The organism is Paracoccus seriniphilus, assembly GCF_028553745.1.
Classification (GTDB): Bacteria; Pseudomonadota; Alphaproteobacteria; order Rhodobacterales; family Rhodobacteraceae; genus Paracoccus; species Paracoccus seriniphilus.
The window spans coordinates 31,550-47,603 of sequence record NZ_CP067129.1 but is presented as its reverse complement, the minus strand read 5'-3'; the positions used below and the strand labels follow the sequence as shown (position 1 = coordinate 47,603).

Sequence of the window (16,054 nt, the reverse complement as noted above, 5' to 3'; positions counted from 1 at the left end):
GCGACGCCGGGGTGCAAGGCGCGGGACGGGATCACGCAGCGGGGTGCCGGGGTCAGTCATCGGCCTTGATCTGGCGGGCTTCATCCACAAGCATGATGGGAATGCCCGCGCGAATCGGAAAGGCCAGACCGGCAGCATGCGAAATCAGCTCCTGCCGTTCCGCGTCATAGCTGAGGGTGGCATGGGTTACCGGGCAGACCAGTGCTTCAAGCATATGGCGATCAAAGGCCGGGGCGGCCGGTTTGTCGTTCATTGCAGGCGTTCCTCCTGATTGTCGCCGCCATGCAGCGCGAATTCGATCAGCCCCTGCAGCAGTTCGCGCCGGTCGGCAAGGCGCGGAGATTCCAGCAGCGCCTGTTTGTCCGCCGAGGAAAAGGGCAGCATCATCGACAGGGAATTGATCAGCATCTCATCCTCGGCACGTTCGGCGGCCTCCCAATCGGTGGAAAGCTCATGCTGCTCCATATAGCGTTCCAACAGGGACAACAGTGCCTTGCGGTCCAGGCCGGGGTCATGCTCGGCGGCGGTCATGTCGTGTTCAAAAGATGACCAATCGGGCGTGCATTGCAGATAGGGCGTAAAGCCCTCGTGCAGTTCGGTCAGCCGGAAACGCGAGATCGCCTTGAGAGAGACCATCATCCGGCCATCATCTGTTTCCGAAAAGGCAAAGACGCGACCGGCCGTGCCAATCATGGCCAGCCCCTCGCCCTCGGGCTGGATCAGCCCGATCATGCGATGCTCGGTCTTCAGCGTATCTTCCATCAGCTGCAGGTAGCGCGGCTCGAAGATATGCAGCGGCAGGCGCGCGCGCGGCATCAGAACGGCCCCGTCCAGAGGCAGCAGCGGGATGCGCTCGGGAAGGTCGAAATGCGGCCGCATCACGCGAAGATCAGCGAAGACAGCCGCCGCCGGCCTTTCTGGCCAATCGGGTCCGTCGGCTTGAGGCTGTCAAAGATGGTCAGCAATTGCGCCTTGGCCGCGCCGCCATTCCATTCGCGATCCTTGCGGAAGCTTTCCAGCAGCACATCGACGGCCTCTTCCAGACGACCTTCGGCATGCAGCGCCTGCGCATATTCCAGACGGGCTTGCTGGTCTTCGGGGTTGGCCTCGACCCGGGCCTGAAGTTCCGCCAGCGGTCCGGCGCTTTCAGCCTGTTGGGCCAGTTGCAGCTGTGCGCGTGCGGCCTCGACCGGGGCGGACTTCGCAAGGGCGTCGGGCACCTGTTGCAGGGTCGAGGCAGCGGCTCCGACATCCCCGGCGGCGATATGGGCGCGGATCAGCCCACCCCAGGCCTCGGCGTTTTCAGGTTCTTCTCCGATGATCGCGGCAAAGGTCTCCACGGCATCGGCAGCTTCGCCTTCCTCAAGCATGGCTTCCGCTGCCGCCAGGGCCTCGGCCAGACCGCCATCGTCACCGCCCAATGCGGCCAGCTTGTCGACGAATTGCTTGATCTGGCTTTGCGGCACGGCACCCTGAAAGGCATCGACCGGCCGTCCCTGGAAAAACGCATAGACGGTGGGAATCGACTGAACCTGCAACTGACCGGCAATCATCTGGTTCTCGTCGACATTCACCTTGGCCATGCGCACGCGGCCCTTGTGACGGGCGACCTCGGCCTCAAGCTGGGGTCCAAGCGTCTTGCAGGGGCCGCACCATGGTGCCCAAAAATCGACGATGACGGGAACTTCCATCGATTTCTCGACCACTTCGGCCATGAAATCGGCTTCGGTCACGTCCTTGATGAAGTCATTGGCTTGCGGCGCGTTCTGCCCGCCGTCGAAAATCATGGTCATATCGGTCCCAATCGGTTCGGATCAGTGTGTTTGCCGCAATATGGGTGGTCATCGGCCCGAACAAAAGGGCCGATCGCGGTTCATGCCGCCCCATTGTGGCTACAAATCAAAGCTGGCAAAGACCGGGGCATGATCGCTTGGCTTTTCCCAGCCGCGCGCATCGCGCAGGATCCGGCTGCCATGAGCGGCATTTGCGATGTCGCCGGTGGCCCAGATGTGATCCAGCCGCCGGCCCTTGTCGGCCGCGTCCCAGTCGCGGGCACGATAGCTCCACCAGGAATAGAGCTGGCCTTCGGGAATGTCCTTGCGGGTCACATCCACCCAGTCGCCCGCGTCCTGGGCGGCAAGCAGATGCTCCACCTCGATCGGCGTGTGGCTGACGATCTTCAGCAATTTCTTGTGCGACCAGACATCATCCTCGCGCGGGGCGATGTTGAAATCACCGACCATGATCGAGCGCGCGGGCTTGTCGGCGTGAAACACGTCGCGCATCTCGGACACGAAATCCAGCTTCTGTCCGAATTTCTCGTTCACCTCGCGGTCGGGAACATCTCCGCCTGCCGGGATATACATATTGTGGATCACCACGCCGTTTTCCATCCGCGCGGCGACATGGCGGGCATGGCCCAGCTTGGCATAGTCGCGTTCGCCCGCATCGGTGATGGGCAGGCGCGAGAGGATGGCGACGCCATTATAGCCCTTTTGGCCGCGTGCCACCATGTGGTGATAGCCTAGCTGACTGAACATCTCGGTGGGGATCTTGTCGACCGGCGATTTGCATTCCTGAAGGCAGAGGACATCGGGTGCTTCTTCCTTCAGCAGCCGGGCGACAAGCCCTTCGCGCAGACGGACCGAGTTGATGTTCCAGGTGGCGAGTGTGAACATGAATAGGCTCCTTTGCGCGGACCCTAACCATGGCACGCGCGGCTGTCGAGGCGGCGCGACCGGGATCGGCGCTTGGTGCAGGGCTCCAGGGGCGTTAAGCATGCGTACAGGGTCGGCAGAAGGACGGGGCCATGCAACTGACGGTAGACGAAGCCTTGGGACGCGCGGGAACGGGGCGATTTCACAAGAGATTGCTGGGAATCTTCGGTCTGGTCTGGGCCGCTGATGCCATGCAGGTGATCGCGGTCGGATTTGCAGCCCCCTCGATTGCTGCAACCTTCGGGCTGGAACGAGTGACCGCGCTGCAGATCGGCACGATCTTCTTTCTGGGCATGTTCATCGGTGCCTTCGTCTTTGGGCGGGTGGCGGACCGGATCGGGCGGCGAAACATCCTGATCGTGACCGTGGCCATGGATGCGGTTTTCGGTCTGGCATCGGTTTTCGCGCAGGATTTCACGCTGCTTCTGGCGTTGCGGTTCATGACCGGGATTGCCGTTGGCGGCACGCTGCCGGTGGATTACGCCATGATGGCCGAGTTCCTGCCACCGCGAAATCGCGGCAAATGGCTGGTCTGGCTGGAAGGTTTCTGGGCCGTCGGCACGATTGCCATCGCGATCACGGCATGGGTCGCTGCCAGCCATGCTGCCGCGGCACCCTGGCGGTGGATTTTCGCGATTGCCGCGCTGCCGGCATTGATCGGCGTCTTTCTGCGGTTCTGGGTGCCGGAATCACCGATGTATCTGATCCGCCGGGGCAAGACGGCCGAGGCAATGGCCGTGGTGAACCGTATCCTGACCGCCAATGGCGCCCAGCCGCTGCCCGCCGATGCGGTTCTTGTCGCGCCGACCATCCCCGCAGGGGGCGAGCGGACAATCTTCTCGCCCGGACTGCGGCGGCGGTCCCTTGCGATGCTGGCCGTATGGTTTCTGGTTTCCCTGTCCTATTATGGGGTCTTTGTCTGGGTGCCGGGGCAACTGGCGACAGAGGGATTTGGCTTCGTGCGTGGCTATGGGTTTCTGGTCATCCTCGCGCTGGCGCAGCTGCCCGGATACGCCCTTGCGGCCTGGGCTGTCGAGGCGATTGGCCGTCGCCGCACGCTGATGGCCTTTCTGATCCTCAGTGCGGCGGGTTGCCTGATGTTCACGCTTGCCTCTGGCGCCGCACTGGTCGCCCTGGCATTGATTGTCATGAGCTTCGCCCTGCTGGGCACATGGGGCGCGCTCTATGCCTTTACGCCTGAACTGTATCCGACGGCATTGCGCGGAACCGGCATGGGAACGGCCAGCGCCATGGCGCGGCTGGGCGGTATTCTGGCACCAAGCCTGCTGGCGATTGCCTTTGCCAGGGGGTTCGGATTTGCCATCGGCAGCTTTGCGGTTCTGTTATTGATCGCGGCGGGTATTCTTGCCTTGGTCGATGCAGAGACGCGTGATGCGCAAATCGCCTGATCAGGGCAGAAACAGGAGAAGACATGGGGCAGTTGGTCAGGGGCGTCTGGAAGGATGAATGGTATGATACCGATGCGCATGGCGGTGAATTCATGCGCGACACCGCAAGGTTTCGCAACTGGGTCACGGCGGATGGCACGCCGGGACCGACTGGCGGGGGTGGCTTTGCCGCAGAAAGCGGACGATATCACCTTTATGTGTCCTATGCCTGCCCCTGGGCGCATCGCACCCTGATCTTTCGGGCCATCAAGGGGCTGGAAGACCATATCGGCGTTTCGGTGGTGCATCCCGACATGCTGCAGGATGGCTGGAGCTTTGACGACAGCTTTCCCGGCGCAACCGGCGACCAGCTGTTTGACAGCCAGTTCATGCGCGACATCTATCTGCGCGCGGATCCGCAGGCTTCGGGGCGGGTGACGGTGCCGGTCCTGTGGGACAGGGAAAGGGATACCATCGTCTCGAATGAAAGCGCCGATATCATTCGCATGTTGAATTCGGCCTTTGACGGCATTTCCGGCAATGACGATGATTATTACCCCGAGTCCCTGCGACCCCGGATTGATGAGCTGAATGACCGCATTTACGACAGCGTGAACAATGGCGTCTACAAGGCCGGTTTCGCCACCAGCCAGCAGGCCTATGATCGCGCCGCGGGACCGCTGTTTGACAGTCTGGACTGGATCGAGGGGCTGCTGGCGGAGCATCGCTATCTTGCAGGATCACGTCTGACCGAGGCGGACTGGCGGCTGTTCACCACCATCTGCCGCTTCGATGCGGTGTATCACACGCATTTCAAATGCAACCGCAAGCGGATCGTGGATTACCCCAACCTGTGGGGCTGGGCGCGCGAGCTGTATCAATGGCCGGGGATCGCGCAGACCGTGCGACCTGACCACTTCATCCGGCATTATTATTTCAGTCACGCCACGATCAATCCGCATCGCATCCTGCCGATCGGCCCAGCCGAGGATTGGACCACGGATCACGGGCGGGGCTGATCCGGACAGGGGAAAGCCCCGGTGCGGGGACACCGGGGCATCAGAGAGAGAGTTGTGGTCGCATCCTCCGACCACTGGGCTTCGGGTGTTCAACGTGCGGGATTGGCCTGTGGTTCCATCCCGGTTCGAAACACAGAGAAAGGGCCCGACCTTGCCGATCGGGCCATCAGTCGCGTCAGGCCACCAGCCGGTATCCGCCGGATTCGGTCACCAGCAGGCGGGCATTGCCGGGATCGGGCTCGATCTTCTGGCGCAGGCGATAGATATGCGTTTCCAGCGTATGGGTGGTGACGCCGGCATTATAGCCCCAGACCTCATGCAGCAGCACATCGCGCGGCACGACGCCATCCTGGGCCCGATAGAGGAATTTCAGGATATTGGTTTCCTTTTCGGTCAGGCGGATCTTGCGGTCCTTCTGGTCGATCAGCATCTTCATTGCCGGTTTGAAGGTATAGGGCCCAAGCTGGAAGATCGCGTCTTCGGATTGCTCATGGGTGCGCAGTTGCGCCCGCAGCCGGGCCAGAAGAACAGGGAACTTGAACGGCTTGGTCACATAATCATTGGCACCGGCATCCAGCCCAAGGATGGTATCGGCATCGGTGTCATGCCCCGTCAGCATCACGATCGGGCATTTCACGTTCAGCTTGCGCAGCTTCTTGCACAGCTCGCGCCCGTCGGTATCGGGCAGGCCGACATCCAGAATGACAAGGTCATAGATCGCATGTTTGCTGGCCTCGACCGCCTCGGCCCCGCTGCCGGCTTCGATCACGTCGAACTCGTCAGTCGCGACAAGTTGTTCGGCCAGTGCCTCGCGCAGGTCTTCTTCGTCATCGACCAGGAGAATCTTTTTAAGTCCGGGCATACTTGCCTCCTTTGCCTCATTACGCAAAGGAGTGGGGTGCAACCGCTGTCCCGTCCAGCATCATGTCGAAATTCTCACATGGAGTTGTCGGAAAAAGCCACTATGTTTCAGTTTGTTTCAATTTTCCGGGACTGAAGAACCGATATGAGCCTTGTTCCGACCCTTGCGGAAACCGTTTCCCGCGCCCGTGCCGACCTGCGCATGGGGCTGCCCGTGATGCTGGGGGGCCATCTGGTCGGCGCCGTCGAGACGCTGTCGGCCGAGCGGCTTCGCGACTTCCAGGCGCTTGGCAAACCTGTGCTGGCCCTGACCGAGCGTCGCGCCGAAACGCTGAAGGCACGGGTCTATGACGATGGTCTGGCGCGGATCGAATTGCCCGATGATGCCGATCTGCACTGGCTGCGGGCGCTGGCGGATCCGTCCGGCGATCTGATGACACCAATGAAGGGGCCGCTGTTCACGCAACGCGGCGGGGATGCCACGCCGCATATGGCGGCGCTGGCACTGGTGAAATCGGCACAGCTTCTGCCCGCGGCACTGGTCGTTCCGGCCCGTGCGCTGGCCGGGCTGACGGTTCTGGCGCCGGGGGCCGCGCTGGCCCAGATGGCGGGCGAAGCCGCGATGGACCCGGTGGCTGCGGCGCGACTGCCGCTGGCCTCGGCGGAAAGATCGCGTCTGCATATCTTTCGCCCCGATGATGGCGGGGCCGAACATTATGCGATCGAGATCGGTGATCCTCCACGCGATGCGCCGGTGCTGAGCCGGCTGCATTCGGCCTGTTATACCGGCGATGTGCTGGGCAGTCTGAAATGCGATTGTGGCCCGCAGCTGCATGCCGCGCTGGATGCGATGGGGAAAGAGGGCGCGGGCGTCTTGCTTTATCTGAACCAGGAGGGGCGCGGCATCGGTCTGGCCAACAAGATGCGCGCCTATGATCTGCAGAATCAGGGCTTTGACACGGTCGAGGCCAATCACCGCCTGGGCTTCGAGGATGACGAACGCGACTTCCGCATCGGTGCGGCCCTGCTGCGGCGGCTGGGATTCGATCAGGTTCGGCTGATGACCAACAATCCGCGCAAGGTCAGTATGTTGCAGGGCCATGGCATCACCGTGACCGAGCGGGTGCCGCTGGTCACCGCGCGCAACCGTTTCAACACCAATTACCTGGACACCAAGGCCAGCAAATCGGGGCATCTGCTGTGACGCGCGAGGATCTGGTTCTGACCCCTCGGGGCATCAGGTTTCGAAATCGCCTGTTGCCCTGCAGCATTGGCCGCAATGGCCTGACCGCAAGGAAGGTCGAGGGCGACAGTGCAACGCCCATCGGCATCCATCGGATCACCGGGCTGTGGTATCGCGCCGACCGGATGGCGCGGCCGGCCCATTGGGCGCGCAAGATCGGGCCGCAGGATCTTTGGTGTGATTCGCCCGACCATCCGCTGTACAACCGGCATTGTCGCGCTCCTCTGGCCGCCAGCCATGAGCGGATGCGCCGCGCGGATCCGCTGTATGACCTGGTGCTGACCACCGACTGGAACTGGCCGGATGCGGTGCCGGGGCGCGGCTCGGCGATTTTCCTGCATCAGTGGCGCAGGCCGCGCTTTGGCACCGAAGGCTGTATCGCCTTTGCCCGGCAGGATCTGTTGTGGCTGGCCCGGAACCTGCGGCCCGGTACCCGCCTGATCGTGCCGCCGCTGGCCATGGGCGCGGCGGCAATGGCTGCGACCTAGCTGTAATCGCGGGCGCCGAAAATGGCCGATCCGACGCGCACATGGGTGGCACCCTCGGCAATGGCGCTTTCGAAATCCGCGCTCATTCCCATGGACAGGCCGGTCAGGCCGTTTTCCTTGGCCAGACGGCGCAGCAATCTGAAATGCGGCGTCGAATCCTGCGATTCGGGGGGGATGCACATCAACCCATAGGGGTTCAGCCCCATTTCACGACAGGCGGCAATGAAGCCGGGCAACTCATCGGCCAGAATTCCGGCCTTTTGCGGTTCATCACCGGTATTGACCTGAATGAACAATTGCGGCGAACGCCCCTGTTCCGCCATCTGATGGGCCAGTTTGCGGGCCAGAGAGATTCGATCCAGGCTGTGAATCGCATCGAACAGCTCGACGGCCTGTTTGGCCTTGTTGGATTGCAGCGGGCCGATCATATGGACCGAGCAATCCGGATAACGCGCGCGCCAGGCGGGCCATTTCCGCTGTGCTTCCTGCACATAGTTTTCGCCATAGATGCGGTGCCCTGATTCAAGAACGGCTTCGACCCGTTCCGGGGGTTGCACCTTGCTGACGGCGATCAGGGTAACGGATCCCGGTTCACGTCCTGCGGCGGATTCGGCGGCGGCGATGCGGGTTTTGATATCGTTCAAGCTCATGATGGAACCAAACAAAAAGAAAAGAGCGGGCGCAAGGCCCGCTCTTCAAGACTGTAGGGATCGTTTCGATCAGAAGTCGAAGCGAACACCCATGTCGGCACGGACGTTCTCGTCGTAGCCACGCTCGATCGAGCCGGCCAGGTAAGCGCCGCCCAGGTCGTATTTCGCACCGATACCGAAAGCGTTGTCGGTTTCGTTGCTGTCACGATCGTTGTTGGCGATGTAGGCGCTCAGCGTGGTCATCGGAGCGACTTCATAATCGCCGTACAGAACGATGGTCTGACCTTGATTGTCGGCATCCGAATCTTCGTCGATGTAGTTCAGGCCGATGCCGTTGTTGGTGCCTGCCATGGTGTAGTAGGCGCCGATGAAGTATTTGTCAGCATCTTCCGTGCCAGCAGCGTTCTGCACATAGGCAGCCGACAGGGCAATGTTGTTCCAGGTGTAGTCAGCCTTGATGCTGAACTCTTCCGACTGACCATCGGTGGTTTGGTCGGGGTCGATATACGACGCCATGATGCTTGCGCCGGCGATTTCGTATTCGACTGCAACACCCATACGGTTGTTGTTGTCATAGGCATCGGAATCGAAGGCATAGAAGTCGCCTTGAGCGTTACCATACGAACGGCTGATCAGGCCGACTTCCGATTCATAGATCAGGCCAGCCGAGTCAAAGGCGGTGTTGACGTTACCAACCGAAACGGTCAGGCCGTTGGCCGACACGTACAGGTAAGCAGCCGAAACGTTGGTTTCGCTGTCGCCGTCGTTGTATTGCAGACGGACCCGACCACCGAAGTCAACGCCTTGATCCGTCGACGTCGATGCGTCGATGTTCATGCGCAGGCGGGTTTCGATCTTGGCATCGCTCAGTTCGTCGCCAGCATCGTTGAACCCACGGTCTTCTTGATAGTCAACACCGAAACGGCCATAGCCCGAAATGGTGACGTCAGCAGCCGCGATGCCACCGGATACGACCAGCGCCGTCGTCGCGAAAAGAACCTTTTTCATGGTCTTTGTTCCCTCTTATCTCTCTGATGCCCAAACCGGAGGCCCGCCCTGGGTATGCAACTTGTTTCACCTGTTCAGCCTCACGATGCAATGAAATCACGTTTTCGTCGGGGGTATTGGTGGACTCTGTGATGCACAAGCGCCACACATCGACGGGTCGGCCTGCCTGATTGCCGGGCGGTATCGCGCGCGCAGGGTGCCATGACGCTTGTGGCGTGGGGGTGATCCGCGCTAAAGCTGCCTCGGACGGAAATACCGGGGGACCGCATGACGACCGCACGCGCCGCGCGCCTGATGATTGCAACGACGCTTTGCGCAGGCTTGGCTGCCTGCGGTGGCGCCGGTGACAACAGCAAAGCCGACCATCACGAAGCCGACATGAGACCAGAGCTGCGTCGCAGCACCATCTGGGATCTGTTCAACAATGACGAGAACCCTAATTACAGCGTTGCCGTGAACAAATATCTGTGGAACGCCAGTCTCGAGGTTCTGGACTTTCTGCCGGTTCAGGCGGTCGATCCCTTCACGGGTGTGATCACCACCGGTTACGGCACGCCCCCGGGCGGCGGCCGTTCATATCGTGCCACGATCAAGATCAGCGATCCTGCGCTGGATGCGCGCAGCCTCAAGCTGTCGCTGCAGGGTGCGGGCGGTTCGGCCATCGCGCCGGGCACGGTTCGCGCCGTCGAGGATGCGATCCTGACGCGGGCGCGTCAGCTGCGGCTGCAGGACGGCCGGCTTTAAGCTGGCTGTCGGGGCCGTCGTGGCACTGGACCAGACCTGCCGGCGCGTATAAACCCTGCGGGCAACGAATGATGCCCGAGGACCGCAATGCCCTATGATCCCTCCAGCAGCGAAGCCCGTTGGCAACAGGCCTGGGCCGATGCCGGCAGCTTTACCGCCATCCGCGACGAGCGTCCGAAATATTATGTGCTGGAGATGTTCCCCTATCCTTCGGGGCGCATCCACATGGGCCATGTGCGCAATTACACGATGGGCGACGTCGTGGCGCGGTTCAAGCGCGCGCAGGGCTTTTCCGTGCTGCATCCGATGGGCTGGGATGCCTTTGGCATGCCCGCCGAAAATGCCGCGATGGAACAGGGGGGCCATCCGCGCGACTGGACCTATGCCAATATCGCCACGATGCGCGATCAGCTGAAGCCGCTTGGCCTGTCGATCGACTGGTCGCGCGAATTCGCCACCTGCGATGACAGCTATGTCCAGCAGCAGCAGGCGATGTTCCTGGACATGCTGGATGCGGGGCTGATCACCCGCAAGTCGGCGCAGGTCAACTGGGATCCGGTCGACATGACCGTGCTGGCCAATGAGCAGGTCATCGACGGCAAGGGCTGGCGGTCGGGCGCCGTGGTCGAGCGCAAGGAGCTGACCCAGTGGTTCTTCCGCATCAGTGATTATTCCGAGGAACTGCTGTCGGCGCTGGACGGGCTGTCCGGCTGGCCCGAAAAGGTGCGGCTGATGCAGGCCAACTGGATCGGCAAGTCGCGGGGGCTGCAGTTCCGCTTCGAGACGGTCGATGCGCCCGAGGGCTTCGACGCGATCGAGGTCTATACCACGCGCCCCGACACGATGATGGGGGCCAGCTTTGCGGCGCTGTCGCCCGATCATCCGCTGGTGCGCAAACTGGCAGAGACGCGACCCGAGATTGCCGAATTCATCGAGGAATGCAAACGCATCGGCACCACCGAAGAGGCCATCGAAACCGCGCCCAAGCTGGGTTTCGACACCGGGCTGAGCGTACGCCACCCGCTGGACGCAGACTGGCATCTGCCGATCTGGATCGCGAATTTCGTGCTGATGGATTACGGCACCGGCGCGATTTTCGGCAGCCCCGCCCATGATGAACGCGACCATGAATTCGCCACGAAATACGGTCTGCCGATCCGCGCGACCTTCGGTCAGCCCGGCATGACGCTGGAACAGGCCGATGCGCTGGTCGCCGAAGGTCCATTCGTGCCGCTGAAATCCGAAACCGTGACCTATGTCCGCGGCTTTGCGGGCGAGTCAGATCAGACCGGCGAAGCTGCGGTCGATGCCGCCATCGCCCATGCCGAGGCCCATGGCTATGGCGAGGGTGTGACCAAATACCGGCTGCGTGACTGGGGCATTTCGCGCCAGCGCTACTGGGGCTGTCCGATCCCGGTTGTGCATTGCGACAGCTGTGGCACGGTCCCCGAGGCCAAGGAGAATCTGCCCGTCCTGCTGCCGCAGGATGTCACTTTCGATGTGCCGGGCAACCCGCTGGACCGTCATCCGACATGGCGTCAGACGACCTGTCCGAAATGTGGCGGTGCCGCGACGCGCGAAACCGACACGATGGATACTTTCGTTGATTCGTCCTGGTATTATGCGCGCTTCACCAGCCCGCATGCCGAAACGCCGACGAATCGTGCCGATGCCGATTACTGGATGAACGTGGACCAGTATATCGGCGGGATCGAACATGCGATTCTGCACCTGCTCTATTCGCGCTTCTTCGCCCGCGCCATGGTCAAGACGGGTCATCTGCCCGAGGCCGCGAAAGAGCCTTTTGATGCGCTGTTCACTCAGGGCATGGTCACGCATGAGATCTATATGACCCGCGACGCCAAGGGGCGGCCGGTCTATCACCTGCCCGAGGATGTGACCGACGGGAAACTGGCCGATGGCACCGAGGTCGAGATCATCCCTTCGGCCAAGATGTCGAAATCCAAGAAGAATGTCGTCGATCCGGTGAATATCGTCGAAAGCTTTGGTGCCGATACCGCGCGTTGGTTCATGCTCTCCGACAGCCCGCCCGAGCGCGATGTGGAATGGACTGCCGCCGGGGCCGAGGCCGCCTACAAGTTCCTGAGCCGCGTCTGGCGTCTGGCCGAAGAGACCGGCGCGGATGTCGAGGATCCGGCGCTGATCCGTACCGCCCATCGCGCCATCGCCGATGTCACCCGTTCGATCGAGGGTTTCGCCTTCAACAAGGCGGTGGCGAAACTGTACGAGCTGGCCAATGCGATTGCCAAGTCCAAGGCCGATGGTGCGCCGCGCAAGGAGGTCCTGCGGATCATGGCGCAGCTGATGGCGCCGATGGTGCCGCATATGGCCGAGGATCTGTGGGCGATGTCGGGCGGCGAAGGCATGGTGGTCGATGCGCCATGGCCCAAGGCGGACCCGGCCCTGCTGGAAGATGACGCGGTGACATTGCCGATCCAGATCAATGGCAAGCGGCGCGCCGAGATCACGGTGGCCAAGGATATGCCCAAGGACCAGATCGAATCGCTGGTTCTGGCCGATGAGACGGTGCTGCGCTTCCTGAACGGGGCTGCCCCGAAAAAGCTGATCGTGGTGCCGGGACGGATCGTGAATGTCGTCGCGTAGACTCCTTGGCCGCCGGGCTGCCCTGTTGGGCGCCTTCGCGCTTTCAGCCTGTGGGCTGGAGCCGATCTATGGCGCGAAAGGGGCAGGCAAGCGGCTGTTTGGCAAGGTTCGTCCGCGTGATCCCGACACTTATCAGGATTTCTCCTTCAACACCCGGATCGCGGAACGTCTGGGTCCGGATGAAGGGGCGGTCTTCGATCTGGATTACCGTCTCAGCATCGGTGTGGTGGCCCAGGCCATCACGCAGGAACAGGTGACGACCCGCTATTCGTTGAACGGCACAGCGGATTTCGTCTTGAAGGACCGCAACGGGAAAGCCCTGACCTCGGGACGGGTGAGCACCTTCAGCTCTTATTCCACGACGGGGACGACCATCGCCACCCTGACCGCCGAGGCCGATGCACGGCGGCGGCTGGCCAGGATGCTGGCCGATCAGGTCGTGACCAGATTGCTGGCCGCTTCACCGGACCTGCCGGAAACATGATCCTCAAGGGCGGAGAAATCGCCCGCTATATTGCGCGGCCCGATCCCTCGCGTCCGGCGCTGCTGATCTATGGGCAGGATGCCATGCGTGTGGCGCTCAAACGCGCCGAAGCCGTGTTGGCCCTGACCGGTGAACATGCCGAGGAAGAGATGCGCCTGACCCGCATGGGGGGGGGACAGCTGCGCAAAGACCCCGCCCAGCTGATGGATGCGATCAAATCCGTCGGCTTTTTTCCCGGCCAGCGCGTCGTGCTGGTCGAGGACACGCCCGATGGCGCGGCCGATGCAATCAAACAGGCCCTGGGCGCCTGGGAGCCGGGTGACGCGGTCATCGTCGTGACGGCATCGGGGCTGGCCAAATCCTCGGCGCTGCGAAAGCTGTTCGAATCGCATGGGCGTGCCGTCGTTGCGCCGATCTATGACGACCCTCCCGGAGAGGAGGAGATCCGTCGCTGGACAGAGGCTGCGGGTCTGCGTGACATCTCGCGCGAGGCGATGCGCGACCTGATGACATTGGCGCGGGCGCTGGATCCCGGAGACATGCGCCAGACGATCGAAAAGATCGGGCTCTACAAATATGGCGATGCCGCACCGCTGACCCCGGATGAAATCGCGCTGATGGCCCCGGCGACCATCGAAGCCGATCTGGATGAGGTTCTGCATGTCGTGGCCGAAGGTCGGGTTGCGGAATTCGGGCCGCTGATGCGACGGGTCGAAGGGCAGGGTGTCACTCCGGTTTCCCTGTGCATTTCGGCGCTGCGCCATTTTCGCATGCTGCATCTGGCATCTGTCGATCCGCAGGGTCCGGCTTCGGGCTTGGCGCGACAGCGGCCGCCGGTCTTCGGGCCGCGTCGCGACCGCATGGCGCGGCAGGCGCAGGCCTGGGGAACCGCAGCCCTTGAAGAGGCGGTTTCGGCCTTGCTGTCCGCCGACCTGACCCTGCGCAGCGCCTCGCGGGCCCCGCAGATGCCGCTTGTCGAGCGCGTTCTGATCCGGCTGGCGATGATCGGGCGGGGACGGCGGAGGTGACGGATTCGGGCTTTGCCCTTGTGATCGGTGCCGGTCCGGCGGGCCTGATGGCGGCCGAGGTCATGGCAAGGGCCGGGCAGCGGGTGATCATCGCCGAGGCCATGCCTACACCGGCGCGGAAATTCCTGATGGCCGGGAAGTCGGGGCTGAACCTGACCAAGGATCAGCCTCTTGACGATTTCATGCGCTGCTTTCGCACCGGTGACGGAACGGATCTGCCTTCGTCCGCTGCGGGCTTTTTCGATCCGCGCCATGACGGCTTCGGACCGCGCGAGGTGATGGATTGGGCCGAATCCCTGGGCATTCCCCTGTTCGTGGGATCGACAGGCCGGGTCTTTCCGACCGTCATGAAGGCCTCGACGCTGCTGCGGGCCTGGCTGGGCCGCCTTGGCGAAATGGGTGTCGAAATGCGCACGGGCTGGCGCTGGAACGGCCTGGAAGATGGCTTTGCTTTTGCCACGCCACAGGGGCGCCACCTGCTTCGCCCCGATGTGACCGTTCTGGCGCTTGGCGGGGCAAGCTGGCCGCGACTGGGATCGGATGCCGGATGGGTCGATATCCTCGCGAGTGCGGGCGTTGCGATTGCGCCCTTCCGGCCCGCGAATATGGGATTTCTCGTCAATTGGTCCGAACCCATGGTCCGGCATTTCGGCTCTGCCGTGAAGGGCGTCGCGATTCGCTGTGGCGGGATGAGCAGCCGTGGCGAATGGGTGATCTCGCGAAGTGGTGTCGAGGGGGGCGGCATCTACGAGGTTTCGGCCGCGATGCGTGACGGCGCGGCGGCCCTTGTCGACCTGTTGCCCGATCTGTCGGTGGATGAGTCGGCCCGGCGTTTCACCCGCCCGCGCGGCAAACTGTCGATCGGGAACTGGTTGCGCCGCGTTCTTGGCGATCCGGTCAAGGTTGCTCTGTTGCTGGAATGGGGGGCGCCCTTGCCCGCCAACGCCCATGACTGGGCGGAACGCGCGAAGAACCTGCCGCTGCATCATACAGGCCCCGCCGCGCTGGAAGGCGCGATTTCTGCAGCCGGAGGCATCCGTTTCGACGCCGTGACCCCGCAACTGGAGCTGACAGCCCTGCCGCGGGTTTTCGCCGCGGGCGAAATGCTGGACTGGGAGGCCCCGACCGGGGGGTATCTGTTGACCGGATGTCTTGCGACGGGGCGACGGGCCGGGCAGGGGGCGCTGGCACGGATGCCGGAAAGCCGCCTATAGGTTGGCGGCGCGCAGATAGGCCGGGCGGCCGCGCATGCGTTCCAGATAGGTGGTCAGTCGATGCTCGACGACCGGAAATTTGGCGGACAGCGCCCATGTCAGGCAATGGGTCAGAATCAGATCTGGCACGGTCATCCGGTCACCCATGACGAATTCACCCTCGCCGATCCGGTGAACCAGGGTTTTCTGGCTGCGCTCGAACTCCCACCGCAGGGTGTTCTTGATCGCGCCAAGGCGTTTTTCCTCGGGCAGGACAAAGCTGTGGCGTGCGGCCAGCCAAAGGGCCGCATCGAATTCATCCAGCAGGAATTGCGTCAGACTGTCCTGCCGTGCGCGGTCAATCGTTCCGGCCGGATAGGTGAAATCGCCATGCCGGTCAGCCAGATAGGTCAGGATGGCGGTCGAATCGGTGATCGGGGTTCCGTCATCGATCAGGACCGGCACCTTGCCCGCCGGATTGAATTCGATCACATCCTCATTATGGGGATTGGCCTTGATATGCTTGTAGGGCTGGCCCAGCTCTTCCAGCATCCACAACACGCGCATGCTGCGGCTCTTCGATGTCCCGATCACGGTATACATGAC

Annotated in this window: 17 protein-coding genes; 9 read left to right on the top strand and 8 right to left on the bottom strand. The window is 62.5% G+C overall.

Features of this window, described 5'->3' with window-relative positions:
* Positions 1 to 52 precede the first annotated feature (52 nt).
* The 4 genes from JHW44_RS00235 to JHW44_RS00220 form a co-directional block, all read right to left on the bottom strand.
* Positions 53 to 253, bottom strand: a complete 201-nt coding sequence (locus JHW44_RS00235; RefSeq protein ID WP_089345330.1) for a Trm112 family protein — start codon at positions 251 to 253, stop codon at positions 53 to 55.
* Positions 250 to 879, bottom strand: coding sequence for an LON peptidase substrate-binding domain-containing protein (locus JHW44_RS00230; RefSeq protein WP_089345329.1), 630 nt, complete (start codon positions 877 to 879; stop codon positions 250 to 252). Before JHW44_RS00230 ends, JHW44_RS00235 begins: the two co-directional genes overlap by 4 nt.
* Positions 879 to 1,787: a thioredoxin gene (gene trxA, locus JHW44_RS00225; protein ID WP_089345379.1), complete on the bottom strand. Its 909-nt coding sequence runs from the start codon at positions 1,785 to 1,787 to the stop codon at positions 879 to 881. The genes JHW44_RS00230 and trxA overlap by 1 nt, the downstream gene beginning before the upstream one ends.
* A gap of 105 nt (positions 1,788 to 1,892) precedes the next feature.
* Positions 1,893 to 2,678, bottom strand: a complete 786-nt coding sequence (locus JHW44_RS00220) for an exodeoxyribonuclease III (protein WP_089345328.1) — start codon at positions 2,676 to 2,678, stop codon at positions 1,893 to 1,895.
* 131 nt (positions 2,679 to 2,809) lie between these two features.
* On the opposite strand from JHW44_RS00220, the gene JHW44_RS00215 reads away from it, so the two are divergent.
* Together JHW44_RS00215 and JHW44_RS00210 are read left to right on the top strand one after the other, a co-directional pair.
* Entirely contained in the window at positions 2,810 to 4,126 is a 1,317-nt protein-coding gene (locus JHW44_RS00215; RefSeq protein ID WP_089345327.1) for an MFS transporter, read from the top strand.
* A gap of 23 nt (positions 4,127 to 4,149) precedes the next feature.
* Positions 4,150 to 5,124 (top strand): glutathione S-transferase family protein, encoded by a 975-nt coding sequence (locus JHW44_RS00210; RefSeq protein WP_089345326.1) that lies wholly within the window; start codon positions 4,150 to 4,152, stop codon positions 5,122 to 5,124.
* Positions 5,125 to 5,299: 175 nt separating this feature from the next.
* Here JHW44_RS00210 and JHW44_RS00205 read toward each other — a convergent pair whose 3' ends face one another.
* Positions 5,300 to 5,986 (bottom strand): response regulator transcription factor, encoded by a 687-nt coding sequence (locus tag JHW44_RS00205; RefSeq protein ID WP_089345325.1) that lies wholly within the window; start codon positions 5,984 to 5,986, stop codon positions 5,300 to 5,302.
* Between the two features lie 144 nt (positions 5,987 to 6,130).
* Here JHW44_RS00205 and ribA point away from each other — a divergent pair, with 144 nt between their 5' ends.
* Positions 6,131 to 7,189: a GTP cyclohydrolase II gene (ribA, locus tag JHW44_RS00200; protein ID WP_089345324.1), complete on the top strand. Its 1,059-nt coding sequence runs from the start codon at positions 6,131 to 6,133 to the stop codon at positions 7,187 to 7,189.
* Positions 7,186 to 7,716 carry a L,D-transpeptidase family protein gene (locus tag JHW44_RS00195; RefSeq protein WP_179217763.1) on the top strand — a complete coding sequence of 177 codons (531 nt, stop codon included), beginning with the start codon at positions 7,186 to 7,188 and terminating at the stop codon, positions 7,714 to 7,716. The genes ribA and JHW44_RS00195 overlap by 4 nt, the downstream gene beginning before the upstream one ends.
* Here JHW44_RS00195 and JHW44_RS00190 read toward each other — a convergent pair.
* Positions 7,713 to 8,366, bottom strand: a complete 654-nt coding sequence (locus JHW44_RS00190) for a YggS family pyridoxal phosphate-dependent enzyme (protein WP_089345377.1) — start codon at positions 8,364 to 8,366, stop codon at positions 7,713 to 7,715. The two genes, JHW44_RS00195 and JHW44_RS00190, sit on opposite strands and share 4 nt — an antisense overlap.
* 69 nt (positions 8,367 to 8,435) lie before the next feature.
* Positions 8,436 to 9,374: a porin gene (locus tag JHW44_RS00185; RefSeq protein WP_089345323.1), complete on the bottom strand. Its 939-nt coding sequence runs from the start codon at positions 9,372 to 9,374 to the stop codon at positions 8,436 to 8,438.
* Positions 9,375 to 9,641: 267 nt separating this feature from the next.
* Here JHW44_RS00185 and JHW44_RS00180 point away from each other — a divergent pair, with 267 nt between their 5' ends.
* The 5 genes from JHW44_RS00180 (at position 9,642) to JHW44_RS00160 (ending at position 15,469) form a co-directional block, all read left to right on the top strand.
* Entirely contained in the window at positions 9,642 to 10,118 is a 477-nt protein-coding gene (locus JHW44_RS00180; RefSeq protein WP_089345322.1) for a DUF3576 domain-containing protein, read from the top strand.
* Positions 10,119 to 10,205: 87 nt separating this feature from the next.
* Entirely contained in the window at positions 10,206 to 12,743 is a 2,538-nt protein-coding gene (gene leuS / locus JHW44_RS00175) for a leucine--tRNA ligase (RefSeq protein ID WP_089345321.1), read from the top strand.
* A complete protein-coding gene (lptE, locus tag JHW44_RS00170) occupies positions 12,730 to 13,227 on the top strand; it encodes an LPS assembly lipoprotein LptE (protein ID WP_089345320.1) in 498 nt (165 codons plus the stop codon). Before leuS ends, lptE begins: the two co-directional genes overlap by 14 nt.
* Positions 13,224 to 14,255: a DNA polymerase III subunit delta gene (gene holA, locus JHW44_RS00165; protein WP_089345319.1), complete on the top strand. Its 1,032-nt coding sequence runs from the start codon at positions 13,224 to 13,226 to the stop codon at positions 14,253 to 14,255. The genes lptE and holA overlap by 4 nt, the downstream gene beginning before the upstream one ends.
* Positions 14,252 to 15,469 carry a BaiN/RdsA family NAD(P)/FAD-dependent oxidoreductase gene (locus tag JHW44_RS00160; RefSeq protein ID WP_089345318.1) on the top strand — a complete coding sequence of 406 codons (1,218 nt, stop codon included), beginning with the start codon at positions 14,252 to 14,254 and terminating at the stop codon, positions 15,467 to 15,469. Before holA ends, JHW44_RS00160 begins: the two co-directional genes overlap by 4 nt.
* Here the strand turns inward: JHW44_RS00160 and JHW44_RS00155 are convergent.
* Entirely contained in the window at positions 15,464 to 16,051 is a 588-nt protein-coding gene (locus tag JHW44_RS00155; protein ID WP_089345317.1) for a glutathione S-transferase family protein, read from the bottom strand. The two genes, JHW44_RS00160 and JHW44_RS00155, sit on opposite strands and share 6 nt — an antisense overlap.
* Positions 16,052 to 16,054: the final 3 nt, after the last annotated feature.